Origin of the sequence: Marinobacter sp. LV10MA510-1, from assembly GCF_002563885.1 — a bacterium.
Taxonomy (GTDB): domain Bacteria; phylum Pseudomonadota; class Gammaproteobacteria; order Pseudomonadales; family Oleiphilaceae; genus Marinobacter.
In genome coordinates, this window is the sequence record NZ_PDJA01000001.1 from 451,943 (window position 1) to 474,904 (window position 22,962).

18 protein-coding genes and 2 tRNA genes are annotated in these 22,962 nt (G+C 54.6%); 13 read left to right on the plus strand and 7 right to left on the minus strand.

The genetic code is table 11. The features are described from left to right. The 8 genes from hisC (at nucleotide 1) to pyrF (ending at nucleotide 8,576) form a co-directional block, all read left to right on the plus strand. On the plus strand, nucleotides 1-1,125 hold the full coding sequence (gene hisC, locus ATI45_RS02100) for a histidinol-phosphate transaminase (protein ID WP_098418069.1): 1,125 nt from the start codon (nucleotides 1-3) through the stop codon (nucleotides 1,123-1,125). A 1-nt stretch (nucleotide 1,126) separates the two neighbouring features. After that, nucleotides 1,127-3,355 (plus strand): bifunctional prephenate dehydrogenase/3-phosphoshikimate 1-carboxyvinyltransferase, encoded by a 2,229-nt coding sequence (locus tag ATI45_RS02105; RefSeq protein ID WP_098418070.1) that lies wholly within the window; start codon nucleotides 1,127-1,129, stop codon nucleotides 3,353-3,355. Further along, nucleotides 3,355-4,035 carry a (d)CMP kinase gene (gene cmk / locus ATI45_RS02110; protein ID WP_098418071.1) on the plus strand — a complete coding sequence of 227 codons (681 nt, stop codon included), beginning with the start codon at nucleotides 3,355-3,357 and terminating at the stop codon, nucleotides 4,033-4,035. Before ATI45_RS02105 ends, cmk begins: the two co-directional genes overlap by 1 nt. Nucleotides 4,036-4,162: 127 nt before the next feature. Continuing rightward, nucleotides 4,163-5,857 (plus strand): 30S ribosomal protein S1, encoded by a 1,695-nt coding sequence (rpsA, locus tag ATI45_RS02115; RefSeq protein ID WP_098418072.1) that lies wholly within the window; start codon nucleotides 4,163-4,165, stop codon nucleotides 5,855-5,857. Nucleotides 5,858-5,987: 130 nt separating this feature from the next. After that, entirely contained in the window at nucleotides 5,988-6,284 is a 297-nt protein-coding gene (locus tag ATI45_RS02120) for an integration host factor subunit beta (protein ID WP_014870821.1), read from the plus strand. A 59-nt stretch (nucleotides 6,285-6,343) separates the two neighbouring features. Next, nucleotides 6,344-6,646 carry a LapA family protein gene (locus tag ATI45_RS02125; RefSeq protein ID WP_098418073.1) on the plus strand — a complete coding sequence of 101 codons (303 nt, stop codon included), beginning with the start codon at nucleotides 6,344-6,346 and terminating at the stop codon, nucleotides 6,644-6,646. Then, nucleotides 6,646-7,812: a lipopolysaccharide assembly protein LapB gene (lapB, locus tag ATI45_RS02130; RefSeq protein ID WP_098418074.1), complete on the plus strand. Its 1,167-nt coding sequence runs from the start codon at nucleotides 6,646-6,648 to the stop codon at nucleotides 7,810-7,812. Before ATI45_RS02125 ends, lapB begins: the two co-directional genes overlap by 1 nt. 53 nt (nucleotides 7,813-7,865) lie before the next feature. After that, complete coding sequence (gene pyrF / locus ATI45_RS02135; RefSeq protein ID WP_098418075.1) at nucleotides 7,866-8,576, plus strand: orotidine-5'-phosphate decarboxylase; 711 nt, start codon at nucleotides 7,866-7,868, stop codon at nucleotides 8,574-8,576. 84 nt (nucleotides 8,577-8,660) lie between these two features. On the opposite strand, the gene ATI45_RS02140 is transcribed toward pyrF, so the two are convergent. Together ATI45_RS02140 and ATI45_RS02145 are read right to left on the minus strand one after the other, a co-directional pair. Next, nucleotides 8,661-8,736: transfer RNA gene (locus ATI45_RS02140), tRNA-Asn, on the minus strand. Nucleotides 8,737-8,803: 67 nt separating this feature from the next. Next, complete coding sequence (locus ATI45_RS02145; protein ID WP_098418076.1) at nucleotides 8,804-9,988, minus strand: pyridoxal phosphate-dependent aminotransferase; 1,185 nt, start codon at nucleotides 9,986-9,988, stop codon at nucleotides 8,804-8,806. A gap of 219 nt (nucleotides 9,989-10,207) precedes the next feature. On the opposite strand from ATI45_RS02145, the gene uvrB reads away from it, so the two are divergent. Then, nucleotides 10,208-12,277 carry an excinuclease ABC subunit UvrB gene (gene uvrB / locus ATI45_RS02150; RefSeq protein ID WP_098418077.1) on the plus strand — a complete coding sequence of 690 codons (2,070 nt, stop codon included), beginning with the start codon at nucleotides 10,208-10,210 and terminating at the stop codon, nucleotides 12,275-12,277. Between the two features lie 41 nt (nucleotides 12,278-12,318). Here the strand turns inward: uvrB and rimI are convergent, their stop codons facing one another. Further along, complete coding sequence (gene rimI / locus ATI45_RS02155) at nucleotides 12,319-13,437, minus strand: ribosomal protein S18-alanine N-acetyltransferase (RefSeq protein ID WP_098418078.1); 1,119 nt, start codon at nucleotides 13,435-13,437, stop codon at nucleotides 12,319-12,321. 214 nt (nucleotides 13,438-13,651) lie between these two features. On the opposite strand from rimI, the gene ATI45_RS02160 reads away from it, so the two are divergent. Then, entirely contained in the window at nucleotides 13,652-15,142 is a 1,491-nt protein-coding gene (locus ATI45_RS02160) for a RimK family protein (protein ID WP_098418079.1), read from the plus strand. Between the two features lie 37 nt (nucleotides 15,143-15,179). Here ATI45_RS02160 and ATI45_RS02165 read toward each other — a convergent pair whose 3' ends face one another. Further along, nucleotides 15,180-16,334, minus strand: coding sequence for a cation diffusion facilitator family transporter (locus tag ATI45_RS02165; protein WP_098418080.1), 1,155 nt, complete (start codon nucleotides 16,332-16,334; stop codon nucleotides 15,180-15,182). A 493-nt stretch (nucleotides 16,335-16,827) separates the two neighbouring features. Between ATI45_RS02165 and ATI45_RS02170 the strand changes: the two genes are divergently transcribed. Next, a complete protein-coding gene (locus ATI45_RS02170; RefSeq protein ID WP_098418081.1) occupies nucleotides 16,828-17,847 on the plus strand; it encodes a quinone-dependent dihydroorotate dehydrogenase in 1,020 nt (339 codons plus the stop codon). Between the two features lie 242 nt (nucleotides 17,848-18,089). Here ATI45_RS02170 and rmf read toward each other — a convergent pair whose 3' ends face one another. Further along, entirely contained in the window at nucleotides 18,090-18,302 is a 213-nt protein-coding gene (gene rmf / locus ATI45_RS02175) for a ribosome modulation factor (RefSeq protein WP_098418082.1), read from the minus strand. 321 nt (nucleotides 18,303-18,623) lie between these two features. On the opposite strand from rmf, the gene rlmKL reads away from it, so the two are divergent. Beyond that, on the plus strand, nucleotides 18,624-20,831 hold the full coding sequence (rlmKL, locus tag ATI45_RS02180; RefSeq protein ID WP_098418083.1) for a bifunctional 23S rRNA (guanine(2069)-N(7))-methyltransferase RlmK/23S rRNA (guanine(2445)-N(2))-methyltransferase RlmL: 2,208 nt from the start codon (nucleotides 18,624-18,626) through the stop codon (nucleotides 20,829-20,831). Between the two features lie 47 nt (nucleotides 20,832-20,878). Here the strand turns inward: rlmKL and ATI45_RS02185 are convergent, their stop codons facing one another. Further along, the gene (locus tag ATI45_RS02185) at nucleotides 20,879-21,403 is read right to left on the minus strand and encodes a hypothetical protein (protein ID WP_098418084.1); all 525 of its coding nucleotides are present in this window, start codon (nucleotides 21,401-21,403) and stop codon (nucleotides 20,879-20,881) included. 79 nt (nucleotides 21,404-21,482) lie between these two features. On the opposite strand from ATI45_RS02185, the gene ATI45_RS02190 reads away from it, so the two are divergent. Continuing rightward, on the plus strand, nucleotides 21,483-22,772 hold the full coding sequence (locus tag ATI45_RS02190) for a M18 family aminopeptidase (RefSeq protein ID WP_098418085.1): 1,290 nt from the start codon (nucleotides 21,483-21,485) through the stop codon (nucleotides 22,770-22,772). 56 nt (nucleotides 22,773-22,828) lie between these two features. Here the strand turns inward: ATI45_RS02190 and ATI45_RS02195 are convergent. Continuing rightward, nucleotides 22,829-22,904 (minus strand) — tRNA-Asn (locus ATI45_RS02195). Between the last annotated feature and the right edge of the window lie 58 nt (nucleotides 22,905-22,962).

Below are 22,962 nucleotides of genomic sequence, written 5' to 3' on the forward strand. Positions count from 1 at the left end.
ATGGCAATTGATTACCAGAGTCTTGCAGTATCCGGTGTTCAGGCGTTGTCGCCTTACCAGCCAGGCAAACCCATTGCAGAATTAGCGCGGGAACTGGGACTGAATCCGGCTGACATCATCAAGCTGGCCAGCAACGAAAATCCGCTGGGCCCCAGCCAAAAAGCCGTACAGGCCGCGCAACAGACGATGGGCGAGCTGTGCTTGTACCCAGACGGAAACGGCTTTGATCTGAAGCAGGCCCTGGCTAAGCGTTTTGCTGTCGAGACGTCACAACTGACTTTGGGCAATGGCTCTAACGATCTGCTGGAAGTGGTCGCCCGTTGTTTCGCCAGTGCGGATGACGAAGTGATTTATTCCCAGTACGCCTTTGCTGTTTACCCGATTGTGACCCAAGCGATTGGCGCTCGGGGCGTGTGCGTTCCAGCGCAAGACTGGGGGCATGATCTGGATGCCATGGCAGCGGCCATTACCGATCGCACAAAACTGATTTTTGTGGCCAACCCCAACAACCCTACAGGCACGGTGCACGGCGCTAAAGCTTTGAAAGCGTTTATGGGCGAAGTGCCTGCGCGGGTGCTAGTGGTGCTAGACGAAGCCTACTGCGAATACATGCAGGGCGAGGATGCCGCTGACGGCTTGGTGCTGTTGCCCGATTATCCCAATCTAATTGTGTGCCGCACTTTTTCCAAAGCTTGGGGCCTGGCGGCGCTGCGCATTGGTTACAGCATCAGTTCTGCGGCCATTGCCAACATTCTTAACCGGGTGCGTCAGCCGTTCAATGTGGGTAGCGTGTCTTTGGCAGCGGCTACGGCGGTGTTGAGCGACGAAGCTTATCTTAATGAAGCACGCAGGGTGAACAGTGATGGTCTGGCTCAGCTTAGCGCTGCGTTTGATGCCATGGGACTGTCGTATATTCCATCTACCGCCAACTTTATCGCGGTAGACGTGGGTGAGCAGGCGCTGGGTGTCTATCAGGCGCTTTTGGCTCACGGCGTGATCGTGCGCCCCGTTGCCGGTTACGGCATGCCGCGACACCTGCGGGTGTCGGTGGGCCTTGCGAAAGAAAACGCGCGCTTTATTGAAGCTTTATCACAAGTTCTGATGACGTCCGGGCAGGGCGCTTAATATGCCCATAGCTCAGCCTCTGTTTCAGCGTGTTGCGGTGATTGGCCTGGGGTTGATCGGCGGCTCGCTGGCTGCGGCCCTGCGCGAAAACAAACTGGCGGAAGAAGTGGTGGGTTTTGACACCCGCGCCGACGAACTGGCCCTGGGCGTAGAGCTGGGTGTGATCGCCTGCGCTGCAGAATCTGCCGCGCAGGCGGTCAGCGGCGCCGATCTAGTGGTGTTGGCAGTGCCCGTAAAAGCCACCCAGTCGGTGTTGCGGGAAATACAATCGGCGCTGAAGGTCGATGCCATTATTACCGATGTGGGCAGTACGAAAAGCGGATTTGTAAACGATGTGCGCGCAGTTTTGGGACACTTGCCGGCAACGGTGATACCAGGCCACCCCATTGCCGGCTCGGAGAAAAGCGGCATTCGGGCGGCGAATTCGCAGCTGTTCGCCAAACACAAAGTCATTTTGACGCCTGCGGATGATGCTTGCCCGCAAGCCTTGGGCAAAGTAACCGCCATGTGGCGCGCCTGCGATGCTAACGTGCTGACCATGGCCGCGGAGCATCATGACGAAGTGTTGGCAGCCACCAGCCATCTGCCTCATCTTATCGCGTTTTCCTTGGTGGACACCCTCGCCGGCGACGACCAGAATATGGATATATTTCGCTACGCGGCCGGCGGATTCCGTGATTTTACCCGCATCGCTGCCAGCGACCCGGTTATGTGGCGTGATATTTTTCTGTCAAATCGCGACGCTGTGCTGCTCACGATTGACCGGTTTACCCAAGATCTCGACCAGCTGCGTTCGGCCATTGCCGACCAGGATGGAGACACTCTGCTGCGGGTTTTCACTCGTGCCCGAGCTGCTCGCGAACACTTTTCAAAAATGCTCTCAGGACAGGCCTACGTGACTAACAATACAGAACATCAGGTGACCTTCCGGGCTCAGTCCGCTGGCCCAATTGTGGGAGATATTCGGGTGCCGGGCGACAAATCCATGTCGCACCGCTCCATCATGTTGGGTGCCTTGGCCGAGGGCATTACCGAAGTGAACGGCTTTCTGGAAGGCGAAGACAGCCTGGCCACGGTGCAAGCGTTTCGCGATATGGGTGTGACCATTGAAGGCCCCAATAATGGCTTCGTGCGCATTCACGGTGTTGGCATGAACGGCTTGCAGGCGCCGCGCGGGCCCATTTATCTGGGCAACTCCGGTACAGGCATGCGGCTGTTTTCTGGTTTGCTGGCAGCTCAGGCGTTTGACTCCGAACTGGTGGGTGACGCCAGCCTTACCAAGCGGCCGATGAGCCGGGTGGCCGACCCGCTGCGCGCCATGGGTGCGGTGATTGATACGGCCGAAGGCGGGCGGCCACCGCTGAAAATTCGCGGCGGCCAGCCACTGACCGGTATTCACTACGATATGCCGGTGGCCAGTGCCCAGGTAAAATCTTGCTTATTACTGGCCGGGTTATACGCCGATGGCGTCACGTCAGTCACCGAGCCTGCACCCACGCGTGACCATACCGAGCGCATGCTGGAGGGTTTTGGTTACCATGTGTATCGCGATGACGCGACCTCCAGCGTCAGCGGTGGCGGCAAGCTGGTTGCTTGCAATATTGATGTGCCGGCCGACATTTCGTCCGCGGCGTTTTTTCTGGTAGCTGGCAGTATCGCGCCAGGCTCTGACCTGACATTGCGTCACGTTGGCATGAACCCCACGCGTGTCGGGGTGATCAACATACTGAGGCTAATGGGTGCAAACATTGACGTGAGTAACGAGCGCGCCATTGGCGGCGAGCCGGTGGCGGATGTTCGCGTGCGTTACGCCCTACTAAAAGGCATCGATATTCCTGAAAGGGAAGTGCCGCTGGCCATTGACGAGTTTCCGGTGCTGTTCATCGCTGCTACCTTCGCCGAAGGCCGCACCACGCTGCGCGGCGCAGAAGAGTTGCGGGTTAAAGAAAGTGACCGTATTCAGGTAATGGCGGACGGTTTGGCAGCGGTTGGCGTTAAAACCACGGTCACCCCCGACGGCATCATTATTGACGGCGGCCAGACCATGACCGGCGGTACTGTTAACAGCCACGGCGATCATCGGATTGCCATGTCGTTTGCGGTGGCCTCACTGCGTGCAAAGGGCGAGATTGTCATTAACGACTGCGCCAACGTTGCAACGTCGTTTCCCGGTTTTGTCGAACTGGCGCAGCAAGTGGGTATGAATATCCAAAGCCAGGGAGATGCTTGATGGGTGAGCAGCCGGCAGTGGTTATTACGGTGGATGGCCCGGGTGGTTCCGGTAAAGGCACCATTACCCAAATGCTGGCTCGCAAGCTGGGCTGGCATCTGTTGGACAGCGGCGCTCTTTATCGTTTGACCGCATTGGCAGCCGAGCGCCAGGGCGTGGCGTTAGACAACGAACCCGCTCTGGTGGCGGTGGCTGCCAGTCTGGATGTCACTTTTGAACCCACACCTCCCGGGGAGTCTGCAAAAGTGTTGTTGGCCGGTGAGGATGTAAGCGCCGCGATCCGCACCGAACAATGCGGCAGCAACGCGTCCAAAGTGGCTGTGATGCAGTCGGTTCGGGACGCTTTGTTGCAGCGCCAGCGCGATTTTCGCAAGGCGCCAGGTCTTGTCGCCGACGGTCGCGATATGGGTACGGTGGTGTTCCCGGACGCCCCGGTAAAAATCTTTTTGACGGCCAGCGCTGAAGAGCGGGCACAACGTCGTTTCAGCCAGTTGCTGCAAGCCGGCGTCGATGTTAGTATTGCCAACGTTTTAGATGAGATACGGGTACGCGATGAACGAGATATGAATCGTTCAGCTGCCCCGCTTAAGCCCGCGGATGATGCGCAAGTCATTGATTCCACAGGGTTAAGCATAGAAGAAGTGTTGGGCAGGTGTATGGCAGCAGCAGGCCAGACCTGACGGCACTTCTTTGCCATTGGAAATCCGGGACAGCACAATCTGCCAGCCTCAGGCTGATTCCGGACTTAATTAACAGACCGTGTTGCTGGCGGCACGAGATACTTGCGTTGAACATATAGGACTCATAATGAGCGAAAGCTTTGCGGATCTTTTTGAAGAAAGCCTAAAAGAAATTGATATGCAGCCAGGTTCCATCGTCCAGGGAACCGTTGTTGATATCGATAGCGACTGGGTCACCGTTAACGCCGGACTGAAGTCCGAAGGCGTTATCCCCGCCTCCCAGTTCCTGAATGAAAAAGGCGAGATGGAAGTAGTCATAGGCGACGTTGTAGACGTAGCCCTTGAAGCAGTTGAAGATGGTTTCGGCGAAACCCGCCTATCCCGCGAAAAGGCCAAGCGTGCAGAAGCCTGGACAGTGCTTGAAAAGTCCTTCGCAGCGGAAGAAGTGGTTAAAGGTATTATTAACGGCAAGGTTAAGGGTGGTTTCACCGTTGATCTGGCTGGTATTCGTGCGTTCCTGCCGGGCTCACTGGTAGACGTTCGCCCGGTTCGCGACACCGCGCACCTGGAAAACAAAGAACTTGAGTTCAAGGTTATCAAGCTCGACCAGAAGCGTAACAACGTGGTTGTTTCACGTCGTGCCGTTCTGGAAGCTGAAAACAGCGCCGAACGCGAAGCGCTGCTGGAAACCCTGACCGAAGGTCTGACAATCAAGGGTATCGTCAAGAACCTGACCGATTACGGCGCATTCGTAGATCTGGGCGGTGTTGACGGCCTGCTGCACATCACCGATATGGCCTGGAAGCGCATCAAGCATCCGAGCGAAATCGTGAACGTTGGCGACGAAATCAACGTCAAGGTTCTGAAGTTTGACCGTGAGCGCAACCGCGTATCACTGGGCCTGAAGCAGCTGGGTGAAGATCCCTGGGTTGAAATCAAGGCTCGCTACCCAGAAGGTAGCAAGGTCACAGCACGGGTTACCAACCTGACCGATTACGGCTGCTTTGCTGAGCTGGAAGAAGGCGTTGAAGGTTTGGTTCACGTGTCTGAAATGGATTGGACCAACAAGAACATTCATCCTTCTAAAGTTGTCCAAGTTGGCGACGACGTAGGTGTGATGATTCTGGATATAGACGAAGAGCGTCGTCGTATTTCCCTGGGTATCAAGCAGTGTGTATCTAACCCATGGGAAGACTTCTCTGGCAACTTCAACAAAGGCGACAAAATCTCCGGTAAGATCAAGTCAATCACTGACTTTGGTATCTTCATCGGTTTGGACGGTGGCATCGACGGTCTGGTTCACTTGTCTGATATCAGCTGGAACGAGACAGGCGAAGAAGCCGTCCGTGAATACAAGAAGGGCGACGAAGTTGACACCGTTATCCTGTCTGTAGATCCCGAGCGCGAGCGTATTTCTCTGGGTATCAAGCAGCTGGAAAGCGATCCGTTTGCCGAGTTCGTTCAGCTTAATGATAAAGGCTCCATCGTTAAAGGTATTGTGTCTGCCGTCGACGCCAAAGCAGCTACTATTACCCTGAGCGAAGAAGTTGAAGCCATTCTGAAGGCTTCCGAAATCAGCCGTGACCGTGTTGAAGATGCACGTAACGCGCTGAAGGAAGGCGAAGAAGTTGAAGCTAAGATCATTAGCATTGATCGCAAGAACCGCATTATCAACCTGTCCGTCAAGTCGAAAGACGTTGAAGACGACAAGCAGGCTATTGAGACTGTGCGTACCAAGACTGCAGAAAGCTCCTCCGGTGCGACCACCATTGGTGATCTCATCAAGGAACAGATGCAGCAGCAGAACGCCAACAAAGATTAATTTCTGAGTTGTATCAAAAAAACGGGCTCTAAGAGCCCGTTTTTTTTGTGTTTTTTTTCGGTGTGGCTAAACTACAGCCATGGTAAAGTAGTTTCATTCACCGAATAATAACGCAAGAGGGAAATACCTCATGACAAAGTCGGAACTGGTTGAGTTAATTGCTTCAAAGCAGACGCAGTTGTCGGTAAAAGATGTGGAACTGGCGGTAAAAACCATTATCGAGCACATGTCCCGATCCTTGGCAGATGGCCAACGCATCGAAATCCGCGGTTTTGGTAGTTTTTCCCTCCACCATCGTGCTGCGCGGGTAGGGCGTAACCCGAAATCCGGTGAAGCCGTGCAATTACCGGCAAAATTTGTGCCCCACTTTAAACCGGGCAAAGAACTGCGCGAACAGGTTAACGAGAGTCTGAAGCAGGGTTTCTGATTTTGCGTTGGGTGCCGTTTCTCAATCGGGCCTGAGTGGCCTTCAGGAGTTCTATTGTTATGGCGGGATTACAGAAAATCCTGATCGTTCTATTGGTATTAGTGCTGGTTCTGTTGGCACTGGTGTTCTCGTTGAATAATCAGATGGCCGTTCCGCTGAACTTTCTGGTTTTTGAAACCCGCCCCCATGGTGTGGCCATGTGGATTATTTTGGCTTTTGTGCTGGGAGTGCTGATGGGCGTTCTGATGGCCACACTGGCTACGGTAAAGGCTAAGGTGTCGCGGCGATCACTACAGAAAAAACTTGAACGTATCGAAAAAACACTGGGAAAAGAGCGCGCTCAGAACGACCGGACAGTTTAATGGACATGATGTTTCAGTGGCTGCTGGTTAGCACGGCAGTCGCGGTTGGTTGGGCTGTTGGCCGCTTCGGGGGTTCGAGCAGCCGCAATGGGGTAATAGCCGATGAAGAATCGGTGCGTGACCGTTTGCAATTCCTGTTCACCAACTACTCCGACCAGGCAGTGGACAACTTTGTTCAGTCACTGGCGGTCAACCGCGATACGGTAAGCCTGCACTTATCCATTGGCAGTCATTTTCGTAACAAAGGTGAAACCGACCGCGCTATTCTGATTCATCAAAATTTGCTCGACCGCCCTGAACTTCCCGCCCGTTATTCTCCTCAAGTGACTCTGGAACTGGCTCTGGATTACCTTAATGCCGGTTTGCTCGACCGTGCAGAGGCATTGTTACAGCAGTTGATGGGCGATCGTGAATATGGCCGCAGTGCCGCAACCCAGTTGATTGATTTGTACGAACGCGAGCGTGAGTGGGATAAAGCTTCTCAGGTAGCCCAAACGCTCACCCGCGGCGATGCAGACCCGGCCATGTTTAAAATTCTGGCTTATCTGACCTGCGAGAAATCAGAGCAGGCACTGCGCCAGGATGACCGCTGGGGCGCCCAGCGTTTGGCCAAAGAGGCGCTGGAATTCGATCGCTCTTGCGTGCGCGCCACTCTGATACTGATGAAATTGCTGATCCGTCAAGGTAGCTTCCGCGAAGCCGGCACCATGGCAATCAAAGTGTTCGAGCAGAACCCGGACTTCGGCCCGGAAGCCATCGACCAGCTGATGAAGCTGGAACGCGAACACGGCGATATTGGCAAGCTCGGTCGCAAGTTGCGCAAGCTTTATGAAGGCTACCCCAGCACCAGTTTGTTGCTGGCGCTGGTAGAATCGGTAGAGCGCCGCTCTGGCCGCCCGGCTGCTATTGACCTGCTTCGTCGCGAATTGGAAGTTCGTCCAAGTGTACGGGGTTTATTGCAGCTGGTTGAAATGGCCGGTTACGAAAAAGGCATGACCACCGACGAAGGCCGTCTGGTCAGCCGTATCGGCGAATTGATACTGCACGACCGCTCGGTCTACCGCTGCGTAAACTGCGGTTTTGACGGCCAGCAGCTGCACTGGCTGTGCCCAAGCTGCCGCCAATGGGAAACCGTTCGTCCGATTCAGGGCGTAGACGCAGAATAAACCAGCGATCCGCTATAGATTACACCCATTCATTTACCGTCAGGAGCCCTAGCGTGCAAGGCACCCAATCATCCCCCATCATCGTTGCCCTCGATTTCCCCTCTGATCAGCCCGCATTGGCCTTGGCCGATCAGCTGGATCCAGCAAAATGCCGCCTGAAAGTGGGTAAAGAGCTGTTCACCAGCGCTGGCCCGGCTTTGGTTCGCGAGCTTCAGCAGCGTGGCTTCGAGGTGTTTCTGGATTTGAAATTCCACGACATTCCCAACACTGCTGCGGGTGCCGTTGCCGCAGCGGCGGACTTGGGTGTGTGGATGGTGAACGTACATGCCTCCGGCGGCGAAAAAATGATGACCGCCTGCCGCGAACGCCTGGAACGCTTCGGCGCCGACAAGCCGCTGCTGATTGCGGTTACCGTATTGACCAGCATGACGGAACACGACCTCAGCGGCATTGGCATAAATGTCTCCGCCGAAGAGCATGTATCGCGCCTGGCCACCCTGACAAAAAACTGCGGCCTGAACGGCGTAGTCTGCTCAGCCCAGGAAGCCCCCAAGTTAAAAGCAGAGCAGGGCGCCGCTTTCCGGTTAATCACCCCCGGCATCCGCCCGGCCAGCGCCGACAAAGGCGACCAGCAGCGTATCATGACCCCCGCAGCGGCCCTAAACGCCGGCTCCGACTACCTGGTCATCGGCCGGCCCATAACCCAGGCGCCTGATCCTCTGGCTGCTTTGGAGGCGATCTATGCTGAGGTGGCGGGTTTGTAGTTCGCTGTTGTTTCTGGCTCTACCACGGTAAACACTGAAACGAAAAAGCCCGCTAATCCAAAGAATTAGCGGGCTTTTAAATAGTGGCTCCCCGAGCTGGGCTCGAACCAGCGACAAACGGATTAACAGTCCGTTGCTCTACCAACTGAGCTATCAGGGAACATCGTCGTAAGACGAAGCGCGTATACTAGTCATGCCGCCTCGCCTCGTCAACCCCTCCGGGAAAATTATCCCAGAGCTTTCTTCAACCGATCAATTGCGTTCTTCAGGATTTCCTGACTGGTGGCGAAACTCAATCGCATGTGCCCCGGCATACCAAATGCCGAGCCAGGAACCAGCGCCACGCCGGCTTCTTTCAGCAGCTTTTCCGCGAACTCCACATCATTGCTCACGCTGCTGTCTGCGTCAATCACGCCCTGGAAACTAGGGAATACATAAAAAGTGCCGTCGCCTTTCAGGCACTCAACACCCGGCAAGGTGTTCAAGGCCCCCACCAGGTAATCGTGACGTTCGTGGAACGCTGTTACCATGGTTTGCACGCAGTCTTGGCTGCCATCCAATGCCGCTTGCGCAGCTGCCTGGGAAATAGACGCCGGGTTAGACGTGCTTTGCGACTGGATCTTCTTCATCGCGCCAATAACCTTGGCCGGGCCTGCGGCATAACCGATACGCCAGCCAGTCATGGCATAGGCTTTAGACACGCCGTTCAACACAAAGGTGCGGTCGTACAGTTCCGGGGTGGCGTTCAGAATGTTACAAAAAGGCTTACCCGTCCACAGAATGGGTTCGTACATATCGTCAGTTGCAATCATTACCTGCGGGTACTTTTTCAGCACCTCGCCCAAAGCTTGCAATTCTTCGAGGGTGTACGCCATGCCGCTGGGGTTCGACGGGCTGTTGATCACGAACAGGCGGGTGCGGTCGGTGATCGCGCCTTCCAGTTGCTGTGGTGTGATCTTGAAGCGGGTTTCCGCGGTGCTTTCCAGAATGACTGGCTTGCCTTCGGCTACCAATACCATGTCCGGGTAAGATACCCAGTAAGGCGCAGGAATAATGGCTTCGTCGCCGGCGTTCAGAACAGCCAAGGCAAGGTTGAAAAAGCTTTGTTTGCCACCACTTGATACCAGTATCTGGTTGGCTTCGTAATCCAGGCCATTGTCGCGCTTGAATTTGGCAATAATCGCCTTTTTCAACGCCGGAGTGCCGTCGACCGCGGTGTATTTTGTCTGGCCGTTATGAATGGCCTCAATTGCAGCCGCTTTGATGTGATCTGGCGTATCGAAGTCTGGCTCACCGGCGCCCAGGCCAATAATGTCCTGGCCGGCAGCACGAAGTTCTGCTGCCTTGTTGGTGACTGCTAGAGTGGGGGAAGGCTTGATTGACTGTACACGGCTGGAAAGTTGAAGGTCCAAACTTGCGCTCCTTAAAGCTGCATCTGAAAAGGGCTGCGATCGGCCGGAGTCAGCTGCGCTGGCTGAACCTCCTCCAGCCGTCGATCAGGGAGATATTAGCACGAAGCCGGCGCAACACTAAATTTCTCTGTATTATCTAAGCACTATCTATGCACTGTATCTCGGCAAGATAGTGCCAACTTCCACGGCTTACAGAGCCATCGAGGATTTTCTCAGGTTATGGTCAACAGCTTTGAAAACGTTGAACAACCCAATGTGGGGGAGGGCGCTTTTCAGGTGCACTCACCCTACGTTCCGGCCGGTGATCAGCCTAAAGCCATAGAAGCCCTGGTGGACGGTATCGAATCGGGGCTGGCCCACCAGACCCTGCTGGGGGTGACCGGTTCCGGTAAAACCTTCACTATTGCTAACGTCATCCAGCAGATTCAGCGGCCCACCATTGTGATGGCTCATAACAAAACGCTGGCCGCCCAGCTGTACGGGGAATTTCGTGAATTTTTTCCGAATAACGCGGTCGAGTATTTCGTGTCTTACTACGACTATTACCAGCCAGAAGCCTACGTGCCGTCGTCCGACACGTTTATTGAAAAAGACGCCTCCATCAACGAGCACATTGAGCAGATGCGGCTGTCGGCTACAAAAGCTCTGCTAGAGCGCCCGGATGCAATCATTGTGGCGACGGTATCGGCCATTTACGGTCTGGGCGATCCGCAATCGTATAAAAAGATGATGTTGCACCTGGATCGCGGTGATCAGATGGATCAACGCCTTATTTTGAAACGTTTGGCTGAATTGCAGTACATCCGTAACGATATCGAATTTCATCGCGCAAATTACCGTGTGCGCGGCGATGTGATCGACGTGTTTCCGGCGGAGTCGGAAAAAGAAGCTATCCGCATCGAGCTGTTTGACGACGTGGTAGAAAATCTGAGCTTTTTCGATCCGCTGACCGGTGAGATGCTACGCCGTGTGCCACGAGTGACGGTGTATCCGAAGTCGCACTATGTAACGCCGCGGCAAAACGTGTTGGACGCCATTGAGCACATTAAGGTAGAACTTGACCAGCGCCTGACGCAGCTGCGCGACAACAACCGTTTGGTGGAAGCCCAGCGCCTGGAAGAGCGCACCCGTTATGATATGGAAATGATGCAGGAATTGGGTTACTGCAACGGCATCGAAAACTACTCCCGTTACCTTTCGGGCCGGCCCCCCGGTGAGCCGCCACCCACGTTATTTGATTACCTGCCTGCTAACGCCTTACTGATTGTTGACGAATCTCACGCCAGTATTCCGCAAATCGGCGCCATGTATAAGGGCGACCGCTCGCGCAAGGAAACCTTGGTGGAGTACGGTTTTCGCTTACCGTCGGCGCTGGACAACCGTCCTATGAAGTTTGAAGAATGGGAGCGTATTGCACCGCAGATGATTTTTCTGTCGGCCACCCCAGGCAACTACGAAGCCGAGCATCAGGGTCAAGTTGTTGAACAAGTTGTTCGGCCGACCGGCCTGCTGGATCCGGAAATTGAAGTGCGGCCAGCGTCTACACAGATTGACGATCTGATATCAGAAATTCATGCCAGGGTAGCGGTCAACGAGCGGGTATTGGTGACCACACTCACTAAGCGTATGTCAGAAGATCTCACCGACTTTTTGATGGAGCACGATATCCGCGTGCGCTATCTGCACTCGGATATCGACACGGTCGAGCGGGTGGAGATAATCCGCGATTTACGCCGCGGCGAATTTGATGTGCTGGTGGGCATTAACCTGCTGCGTGAAGGTCTGGATATGCCGGAGGTGTCGTTGGTGACCATTCTGGATGCGGATAAGGAAGGCTTTCTGCGTTCCGAGCGTTCGCTGATTCAGACCATTGGCCGCGCCGCCCGTAACATCAACGGCAAAGCGATTCTGTATGGCGATCGCATTACCGGCTCTATGCAGCGGGCGATTGATGAAACCGCGCGCCGGCGCGCTAAACAGGCTGAGCACAACGAAATACACGGCATTACGCCCCAGGGCATGACCAAAAAAATTGCGGATGTGATGGAAGGCGCCAGCAGCGGTGGCCGTGGCCGCAACAAATCGAAGCGCCCGGGTCAGCAGGCGGCAGAAGAAGCCGAACATTACCGCACTCTGGTGGGCAAAAAGTCGCCGCAGGAAGTGCTCAAGGAAATATCACGACTGGAAGACGAAATGTACAAGGCGGCTGCCGATCTGAATTTCGAGACGGCGGCGCGATTGCGTGATGATATTTCCGAGTTAAAAGAAGCGTCGCTGCGCACCGGATAACCGGTGCAGCAGCCTGATAATTTCGTTAGCTGAAGCTCACGTTAAAGATCGCGCTTTGGCCCCACAATCACCGCGGCTTGCAACGGCTGATTGCTGCCATAACGGGAAATTTTGCTGAACACCCGGCGGTCGATGGGCAGGTATTGCTTGTCGGCCACGGTTTCCCCTTCCTCTACATCAATCTCGGGATCGTGCAGGTACACGAACTGGTCGTCCATGGCGCACACGGTTACCCAGTGAGGTACCCGGCTGCGGTTTAGCTGCCAGGTGCTGATCAGAATCAGTGGGATGCGCCCGTCCAGCAGCGCTTGCTCTAACCCCGTCAGGGTCAGCGGGTCGTGATGGAGTTCAATGCCAGTTTGGCCGAGGTCGTGCATAAAACCTTCGTGTACCAGCTCCAGCACCCGTTTTTTATCGTCGTTACGCACCGTGTCTTTAAACAATGCGCCTTCGTTGCTGATCCACGCGCTGGCCTCAAAACCTCTGTGCCAGGCCGCCAGTGCCAGGCCGTGGGGGCCGCAGCCACCGTGGCCAGAGAGCATAAAAATGGTGGTGGCCTCACGCCAGATTTTCAGTTCTTCCAGGGTCGTCAGTGACTGCTGTTGATTCAACGCCGCCATCGCCATAATCAGCGCCGCGGGGCCGCAGGTGAATTCGGTGGTCTGGGGGTAATAGGGTATCTGCGGGAATTGCGCGCCTGGCGTGTAAAACAGAATGCGGCGTTCAAAGCGCAGGGCGTTACCGTGATCTTCGTAATAATCGCGATAGCTGCCAAACTGGCGATAGCCCAAACGCTTATAAAGCGCAATCGCGCCGCGGTTGTCTTCCCGTACTTCCAGGCGCATTACAATGCGCCCTGCGTCTGCCGCTTCGGTTTCCGCCATTTGAACCAGTTTTTCGCCAATGCCTTTACCACGAGAACCGGGGTTAACGGCAATGGAGTAAATGCGCGCCAGGCGAGTTGCCGCGCTCATCAATACCAGGCAATAACCCAACAGGGTGTCGCCGTCGCTGGCCAGTAGTAACCGGTCCCGCGGCATTTCCAGAAAACGGCGAAAGCTGCGGCGGGATATCCGGTCTTCACTGAAGCAGTGATGCTCCAGCGCCACGAGGGCGTCAAGATCGTCACTGACGGCCTGGCGAAGCACAATTGAAGACATAAATCGGTGGCCTGAACAGAAGTACACAAGGGCATGCGCATACGCTTCCCGTATCGGCGTATTATGGGCTTGCGCCGCGCTGGCGCAAGCATTGTAAGTATGCGTAAAAGCACCGATCACATGATGATTGTAGCGCACTGAATTGCCGCGTATTGTTGCGAAAATGTACCGATGTCGTCCGCTGGATGCCGTCCTTTGAAGGTAGCGCCCGAATATGTCTCGATTGTTGATTGTGGTAGATCGCGCCAAAGACTGGGCGCCTTATTATCCCAGTTCCGATGTGCTGACTTTTGATCAGTACCTGCAATTCTCTGCGCCGGCTTCGAGTCGCGTGCGAGTGATCAACCTGTGCCAGAGCGCCCGCTACCTTAGCCGTGGCTATTACTGTTCGCTGCTTGCAGAAGCCCGCGGCCACAACGTAGTGCCTTCGGTGATAACGCTGAACGACTTGAGCCGCAAAGGCCTGTTTTCGTTGCAGCTAGAACAGCTGGACGCCAGCGTGATTGAATGGCTGGATGCGGCCATTGTGCCTACAGCGGAGAATTCTCATTCTGCGAAGGAAGTGCGTATACGCACGTATTTTGGCGAGTCGTCCCAACCGGAATTAAAACCGGTAGCGCGTGCGCTGTTTGATCGCTTCCCGTGTCCGATTCTGGAAGTGGTGTTCAAACGCCGTAAAACCTGGCAAATCGAATCCATGAAGCCGGCCGCGCCGGTAGATTTGCAGGAACAGGAGCAAGACGTGTTTGCCAGCTCGCTGGATCGTTTCAGCGGTATGGTGTGGCGCAAGCCCCGTGCCCGCCGAAACTATCGTTTTGATCTGGCCATTCTGGTGAACCCAGATGAGGAGATGCCTCCCAGTGACAAAGAAGCCCTCAAACGCTTCGAAAAAGCCGGTCGCAAGCTGGGCATTAACGTAGAGCAGATCACCCGTCGCGACTACATGCGCATTCCAGAGTACGACGGTCTGTTTATTCGCGAAACCACCGCTATTGACCATCACACCTACCGCTTTGCCCGCAAGGCCGAAGCCGAAGGGCTGGTCGTTATTGATGATCCGGTGTCGATTCTGCGTTGTACCAACAAGGTGTACTTGGCCGACCTGTTAAAAAACAACAAGGTGCCCACGCCAAAAACTCTGATTCTGTCGAAAGACCAGAAAGACGCGGTAGAGCAGGTCATCAGTGAGTTGGGCTTCCCGGCGGTCATCAAAATACCCGACGGCGCCTTTTCCCGCGGCGTTAACAAGGCCGAAGATGAAAAATCTCTGCGCGAAGGCTTGAGGGAACTGTTCAAGCAGTCGGCGCTGGTACTGGCTCAGGAATATTTTTACACAGACTACGATTGGCGCATCGGCGTATTGGGTGGGCGTGCCATTTACGCCTGCAAGTACCTGATGGTGAAGGGCCACTGGCAAATCTACCAACACACGGAATCCAGCAGCAACAGCGGCGGTTTTGAAACCATGCCCACCTATGAGGTGCCGCGCAATGTGATTCAGGCGGCGCTGAATGCAACCCGTCTGATCGGTAACGGCCTGTACGGTGTAGACATCAAACAGTCTGGTAACCGGGTAGCGGTGATTGAGGTGAACGACAACCCCAGCATTGACGCCGGGGTGGAAGATCTGTTCCTGGGCGGTGAGCTGTACACCCTGATCATGCAGGAATTCCTGTCGCGGATGGAAGCCAACCGCAGTCGCTAAGCCGTTAAGAAGTAAAAAATCGTTTACAGGTCGCCGCTCAGTCGGCGGTCTGCCACACCCTTAGGCTGCCAAACCAGGGGAACTCGGCGAGCTGTGTGCGTAGCCCGGCGCTGTCGAAATCGCCCTCGCTGCCGTCCAGAAATAGCTCCAGATGCACCTTGTTCTTCAGGTAGTGCAGCCGCAGCCGATTACCAGTAGGCGCTTCAGGTGTGATCGTATGTATGGTCTTCTGAATGATTTTGCGAGAGGGCATCAACGAAGACGTCGGGTGGTAGCTTTCATCGTCTTCTGCATCAATGTGAAAGTTGATGTCGCGAATATTATCCAGTTCTTTGCGCATGGCGCCGACCACGCGCATTCCCACCTGGTGCCCTTCCGATACGCTGACATCCGGGCGTACCACCAAATGCACATCCAATAGAATATCGTCGCCCATGCGCCTGCTGCGCAGTTCGTGCACATCACGAACGCCGTCGATATCACTGGCAATGGCAAGCAATCGATCGGTGTCTTCAACAGAAAGGCCGGTGTCGACCAGTTCTTTCATAGAACTCCAGCCAAAGCTCCAGCCCACATGGATGATAATGCCTGCTACAACAACTGCTGCTAGCGTATCTAGCCACAAATAGCCCAGCATGGCGCCAATGGTCGACAACACTACAATGCCTGAAGAGAAAGCATCGGTACGGCTATGCCAGGCGTTGGCAATGATCAGATCTGAACGTATTTCCTGGCCCACCTTACGGGTGTAGCGAAAAATCCATTCTTTGCCCACCACCGACAACAGCGCGACAACCAGCACCGGCCAGCCCGGCGTGAAGGTTATGTCGTCTGTGAATAGCCGTTGCACGTTTTCCCAGGCCAGGGCGGCGCCAACTGCAATTAGCAGGCTGCCCATTAACAAGGTGCCAAACGTCTCAATGCGTTGATGGCCATAGGGGTGATCTTCATCCGGTGCCTGCCGCGATATCCGCATCACACCCAGCACCATCAAATCAGAGGCCACGTCCGTGAACGAGTGGATGCCATCCACCACCAGCGCGTGAGAATGGAACAGGGTGCCTACCACCATCTTGAACAGCCCCAGGATAGCGTCCAGCACCATACCAATCACGGTCACCCGGCTGGCGGCCCGTTTTTCATTGCCCAGGTTGGCGTATTTGTCAGCGGGTGCCGGTGTTGTGTGTTCCATAGCGAATGCTCCAAAGCGCGTATTAACAATACAAACCAAGTCGTGCCGGTTAGCTGGAATAAACCAGCGGAGAGTGGCGAGGTATTTCAGATGTCGCCAAAGTGTAGTCGTAGTACCGCGTATATTGATTAAAAACAGCGGGTTTTCTGTTGATTTTATGCACAAGAGTGTAAACCGGTTGGCAGCCAACATGTTTTATTATTTTAAAAAAGTGTCGATTGCGAAGTATATAGATCTATGAAAATAAAGGAAATTTTAACTGGTTAAAAAGTGACCAATCTGTAGTCGGGCGCTGCTTGCAAGGCGTGGAACGTGTTACACCGGCATTTTCAACAGAGTTATCCACAGATTCCGTGGACAAGCCTGAGTGGAGCCAACCAGACAATCAGTTACGACGAAATTCAAACCATACCCCAACCGCGCAGGATGCTGTGGAAAACTTCCGGTATACTCCTCACACAAATTTTTAGCGAGTGTATTTGAGGGTGTTTTGATGTACGGGATTATTCGCAACCTGCTGTTCAAGTTGCCGCCAGAGCGGGCGCACAATCTTAGCTTGAAAGGGCTGGATATGGCCCATCGGTTGGGCGTATTAAAGCATTTGGCGCCTGCGGTTCCCGCGCATCCGGTAACAGTGATGGGTCTTGAGTTTCCCAACCCGGTGGGACTGGCAGCGGGGCTGGATAAAAATGCCGATCATATGGACGCTTTGGGTGATCTCGGCTTTGGCTTTATTGAAGTGGGTACCGTCACACCCTTGGCTCAGCCGGGTAATCCCGAGCCCCGCATGTTTCGCTTGCCCGAACACCAGGCCATTATTAACCGTATGGGTTTTAATAACCAAGGCTTGGGGCACTTACTGGCTCAGGTAGATCGCCGCAAGTTTTCCGGTGTGTTGGGTATCAATGTGGGTAAGAATAAAAACACCCCGGAGCAAGATTCAGCGCTGGATTACCGCAAGTGCATCACCGCCGTGTATAACCGTGCCGACTATATTACGGTCAACGTTTCATCGCCCAATACACCAGGCCTGCGGGATCTGCAATTTGGTGATTCGCTGAAGCAGTTACTGGCCGCTGTAAAAGATGAGCAACTCAGCTGTGAAAAAGAGCATGGCCGCTATGTGCCCATAGCGGTGAAAATTGCACCGGATATGGACGACGCCGGCATACGCTTTGTTTCAACAGCGCTGGTGGAAAGTGGACTGGATGGGGTGGTTGCTACTAACACAACCATAAGCCGCGAAGCCGTGGCCGGCCATGAGCACTGTAATGAACCCGGTGGCTTAAGCGGTGCGCCGGTGCGCGAACCCTCATTACGCGTTATTCGCGGACTGTACGCCGAGTTGGGTGAACGGCTGCCGATTATTGGTGTGGGCGGAATTACCGATGGCGCCAGCGCGGCGGAGAAAATTCAGGCGGGTGCCAAATTGGTGCAAATTTATACCGGCTTTATATACAAAGGTCCTGGGCTGATTGGCGAAGCCGCAGCGGCGATTAAAGCGCTGGGTTGAGGTAATGCCCAAATGTTATCCATAAAACCTAAATGTTGCTCATAAAAAAGGGCCCGCTGAGCGAGCCCTTTATGGGGAACTACAGTCCCCTGCGGTTTACCGCGATTTTACGGGGCGGGTGGCCCCGTTCGGTTTTATCGATTACTCGTCCAGTTTTCAGATCTCTCCGATTTGTGGGTTTTGGGTAAACACCGAACTCAATTAAGTACTGTCTTTAATGTTAAACTTCGCCACTACGTCCATCACGCAGTGGTGACGGTGGCTAATCGATGGATGCCAGAGACACCGGTCATACCATCCCATTGATCTGTGCGGCCTTCTCGCCACCCATTTAGCCATTCTTGACGAACTTCAGCCTGTTCAATGGGGCAGCTGTCTTTCGATTTACCGGACACTCCTGCGAGGTACCCCCGCTTGAATGCTCGAGCGACCATGTCTCTTTTCTGTCTTTTCATGCCGTTCCTCACTGATGGATTAACAGAAACAAGCGTGTACACATTCTGCAGAGGTGTCGACAAACGGAGTGGCGAAATGGTTTTCGCTACAACCCACTATTGCCAGCTCTCACCAGAGCAGTCAGGATCCTGTTACTGGGGGCTATTGCCCCGAAACGACGCGTCAGGTACAAGGTAGGCCGAAGTGACCTTCAAAGTACAAGACTATTTTAGTCTAAAAATATTATTCTATAGATCTTATGTGCATAAAAATTAGCCTGAAAGTGGTTAATGAGAACAATTCCAGAAACTTAGCCGTCCCGACAAAACCAGGAGTTCCACTTGTCCCTACCCCTCTTTTTTGTAACCTGCCCAAAAGGCGTTGAATATTTGCTGGCGGACGAGCTGGACGGCTTTGGCCTGAGCCTGGTTCGTCACGCGCCTGCCGGTGTGTGGGTTGAAGGCACATTGGAAGGGGGATACCGCGCTTGCATGTGGTCACGCCTGGCCAATCGGGTGATCCTGCACGTGGCAGAAGTCGCTGCAACCAGTGATGATGAACTGTATGACGGCGTAGTGCATCTGGACTGGCAGCAGCACATTGCCGTTAATGGCAGCTTCAAAGTGAATTTTATTGGCGAGAACGAAGCTATTCGCAATACTCAGTATGGCGCTCAGCGGGTGAAAGACGGCATTGTCGATCGCTTTACGGCTAACGGTGGCAAGCGCCCTGCAGTCGAAGGCAAAACCCCGGATGTGATTGTGTCTGCGCGTTTGCACCGCGGCCAATTAACCCTTGGTATTGATTTGAGTGGTCACAGCCTTCATCAACGCGGCTATCGCGAAGAGCAGGGTCGGGCGCCGCTGAAAGAAAACCTGGCAGCTGCGCTGTTGATACGTTCCGGTTGGCCCGAAATTGTCGCCGCCGGCGGTGATTTTATAGACCCGATGTGTGGTTCCGGCACGTTGTTGATTGAAGCTGCGCTGATGGCTCTGGATATCGCGCCGGGACGGCGCCAGGACGGTTTTGGTTTCGAAAAATGGCTGGGCCACGACGCCGAGCTGTGGATGTCGCTGCGCCAGGAAGTGGAACGTCGTGCCCATGCTGGTAAACAAGGTCGGATACCGCGTATTGCCGGTTTTGATGAAGACCGCCGGGTATTGTCAACGGCGCGTAACAACCTGCAGCGGGCGGGGCTAGACAGCATTATTGAGCTTACAGAAATACCGCTGCAAGAGCTTGAGCTCACTGGTGACTGGGCTGAACAGGGCCTGGTAGTGACCAACCCTCCTTACGGCGAGCGCTTGAGCGAGCGCAAGTCACTGGCGGAAATTTATCAGGCCTTAGGCGCGGCGGTAAAACGGGTAACGCCAAACTGGCGCCTGGGCGTGTTTACCGGGGCGCCGGAATTCGGTAAATCCATTGGCCTGCGCAGTTTCAAACAGTACAAGCTGTTCAACGGCAAACTGCCGGCACAGCTGCTGCTGTTCACAGTAGACGAGGCCAGCGCACGTATTCCGAAAGATCCGGCAGCGCCGGGTGAAATCCTGCCGCGTATTACCAACGAAGAGCGCGCCGCCATGCTGGCGAACCGCCTGAAAAAGAACGTCAAAAGCATTGGCCAGTGGGCACGTAAACAGAACATCAGCTGCTACCGCCTGTACGATGCCGACATGCCCGAATACTCAGTGGCGATTGATATCTACAATGACTGGGTGCACGTGCAGGAATACATGGCGCCCAAGACCATCGACGAACGTGCAGCTCGTGAACGCCTGTCAGAAGCGTTGGCGGTAATCCCCGAGGCGCTTGGCATTCCCCGCGATCGCCTGGTGTGCAAGCAACGACTTCGTCAAACCGGCACCAATCAGTATGAAAAGCAGGCGGCCAGCGGTGAGTTTTTCCAGGTGCAGGAACACGGCTGCACGCTAAAAGTGAATTTGAAAGACTATCTGGATACCGGTCTGTTTCTGGACCACCGTCCGCTGCGCCAGTGGATTCAGCAGAATGCCCGCGGCAAACGCTTTCTGAATTTGTTCTGTTACACAGGCGCGGCCACGGTACACGCGATTGCCGGCGGTGCCAGCCGCTCTTTGAGCCTGGATATGTCCCACACCTATGTTAGCTGGGCTAAAGATAACCTGGAACTGAACCACGCTGATCCGAAAAAACATCAGGTGGATGCCGTAGATTGTCTGGCGTGGTTGGCAAGCAAGCCTAAACCTGACCAGCGTTTCGATTTGATTTTTATGGACCCACCCACTTTTTCCAACTCGGCGAAAATGATTGGGGTTCTCGATATTCAGAAAGACCACGCCAAGCTGATTCGCCAGGCCATGCAGCGCCTGACCAATGACGGTTTGCTGGTGTTCTCCAACAACTTTCGCCGTTTCAAGCTAGACGACGAAATCAGCGCGGAGTTTGCAGTGGAAGAAGTCAGCCAAAGCACCATAGACAAGGATTTTCAGCGCAATCCGCGCATCCACCGCTGCTGGAACATTCGCCACCCGCTGCAAGCGCGAGAAGCGGGTGATTTCTACGTTGGCTAAGGCTGAGGGGACAGGGCCAGACCGGGGACGGATTTAAAATCCGTCCCCTAGGAATCCGTCTTCTCGGAATCCGTCTCTTCGGTGAATTCGTCGTCGCCCAGTACGCCGTAGTGTTGGGCCAACATTAGCAGCGCATACACGCCGTTTTCCGGCAGCTGCGGTTCCAGGCCTTCTTCGATCAGCAGGGCGCGGCGTTCGTCTTCCAGGGTTTCGCTGTCTACGCCGGTGATCAGGTCGGTGATCGGTGCGATTTCAAAAGGCGCATCTTGGCCGATCGCCGCGAAAATTCGGTCGATCAGAATTTCGTCCGGATCCAGACCGTCTACGTAAACCGTCTGGTCAGGCAAGTCTTGGTGCAGTTCGCGGGTCAGTTCTATCAGTGGCACGCCCTGTTCTTCAAGGTAGTTCAGGTCGATATCGCCGGTGTCGCCGTCTTCTGGCAGCCAGTCGTCTTCTGGTGCAATAACCACGGTTTTCATGGTGCCATCCACCAGTGACCAGGCCATGGCAGTGGGGAATAGGGTGTCGTCATTCTGATAGTATTCAATATCGAGAAAACACGGTTTGGCCAAGGGCTAGGCTCCTGTAGGATTGAGTATCTGGGTCTGCATGGCACACTGTTGCCACTATTATTATTGAATTAAGGACACCATGGAACATATTGATTTCAACAACGATCTGCTTTCGTTTCTGAACCACTCACCAACGCCGTGGCACGCTGTCGCTACCATGAAAAAGCAGCTCGACAGCGCGGGGTTTCATTCGCTGGATGAAAAAGACGACTGGTCACTGCAAGCCGGCACTGGTTATTACGTCATTCGCAACGGCTCGTCGATTGTGGCCTTTCGTACTGGCAATACGGACACAACCAAAGCCGGCGTGCGCATGGTTGGCGCTCACACTGACAGCCCGTGCCTGAAAGTAAAGCCCAATCCGGTACTCCGTCGCAAAGGCTTCTTGCAACTGGGTGTTGAAGTCTACGGCGGTGCGTTGCTGAATCCGTGGTTTGATCGCGATCTTTCTCTGGCCGGGCGAGTCACTTACGTCGACGGCCACGGGCAAGTGCAAGATGCGCTGATCGACTTCCGCAAACCGGTGGCGTTTATACCCAGCCTGGCCATTCATCTGGACCGCGAAGCCAACAGCAACCGCACGGTGAACCCGCAAACCGACTTGCCACCGGTGCTGATGCAGGTGCCTGAAGACGACACCACCGATTTTGCCAGCCTGCTGATCACTCAGCTGAAAGCAGAGAAGGGCGTTACTGCAGAGCGTATTCTGGGCTATGAACTGAGCTTTTACGATGTGCAGCAAGCGGGCTTTGTAGGTCTGCGCGATAACTTTATTGCGTCAGCGCGGCTGGATAACTTGTTGAGCTGTTACATCGGCTTGCAAGCATTGCTGGAAACAAGCGGTGAACAGCCGGCGTTACTTGTGTGCAACGACCACGAAGAAGTGGGCAGTATGTCTGCCGAAGGTGCCCAGGGGCCTTTTTTAAGTTCGGTGCTGGAGCGCTGGTGTGGCGCAGGAAAAAGTCGTGCGATTGCCCACTCAATGATGATTTCGGCGGACAACGCCCACGGCATCCATCCGAATTTTATGGACAAGCACGACGAGAATCATGGCCCTGAGCTAAATGCTGGTCCGGTAATCAAAGTAAATCACAATCAGCGTTATGCGACCAACAGCCGTTCGGCGGCGGTGTATCGTCATCTGAGCGACCAGTTGGGCCTGCCCCACCAGACCTTCGTGGTGCGCAGCGATATGGGCTGTGGCAGCACCATAGGGCCGCTGACGGCCGCGAATCTGGGTGTGACGACCCTGGATATTGGTGTGCCCCAGCTTGGTATGCATTCCATTCGCGAGATGATTGGTGCCGACGACGCCTATACGTTGTTCAAAGTATTGACCGGTTTTTATCAAAGCCCTCAGGTTTTTTGAAGGCCAGAATGAAAAATGCCGCTGATTCTTTCGTATCAGCGGCATTTTAAAATAATTGGCTCCCCGAGCTGGGCTCGAACCAGCGACAAACGGATTAACAGTCCGTTGCTCTACCAACTGAGCTATCAGGGAACAGCATCAAGCCGGCGCGTATAGTGTTCGCTTTGAGCGCCGGAGTCAACACCCTGAA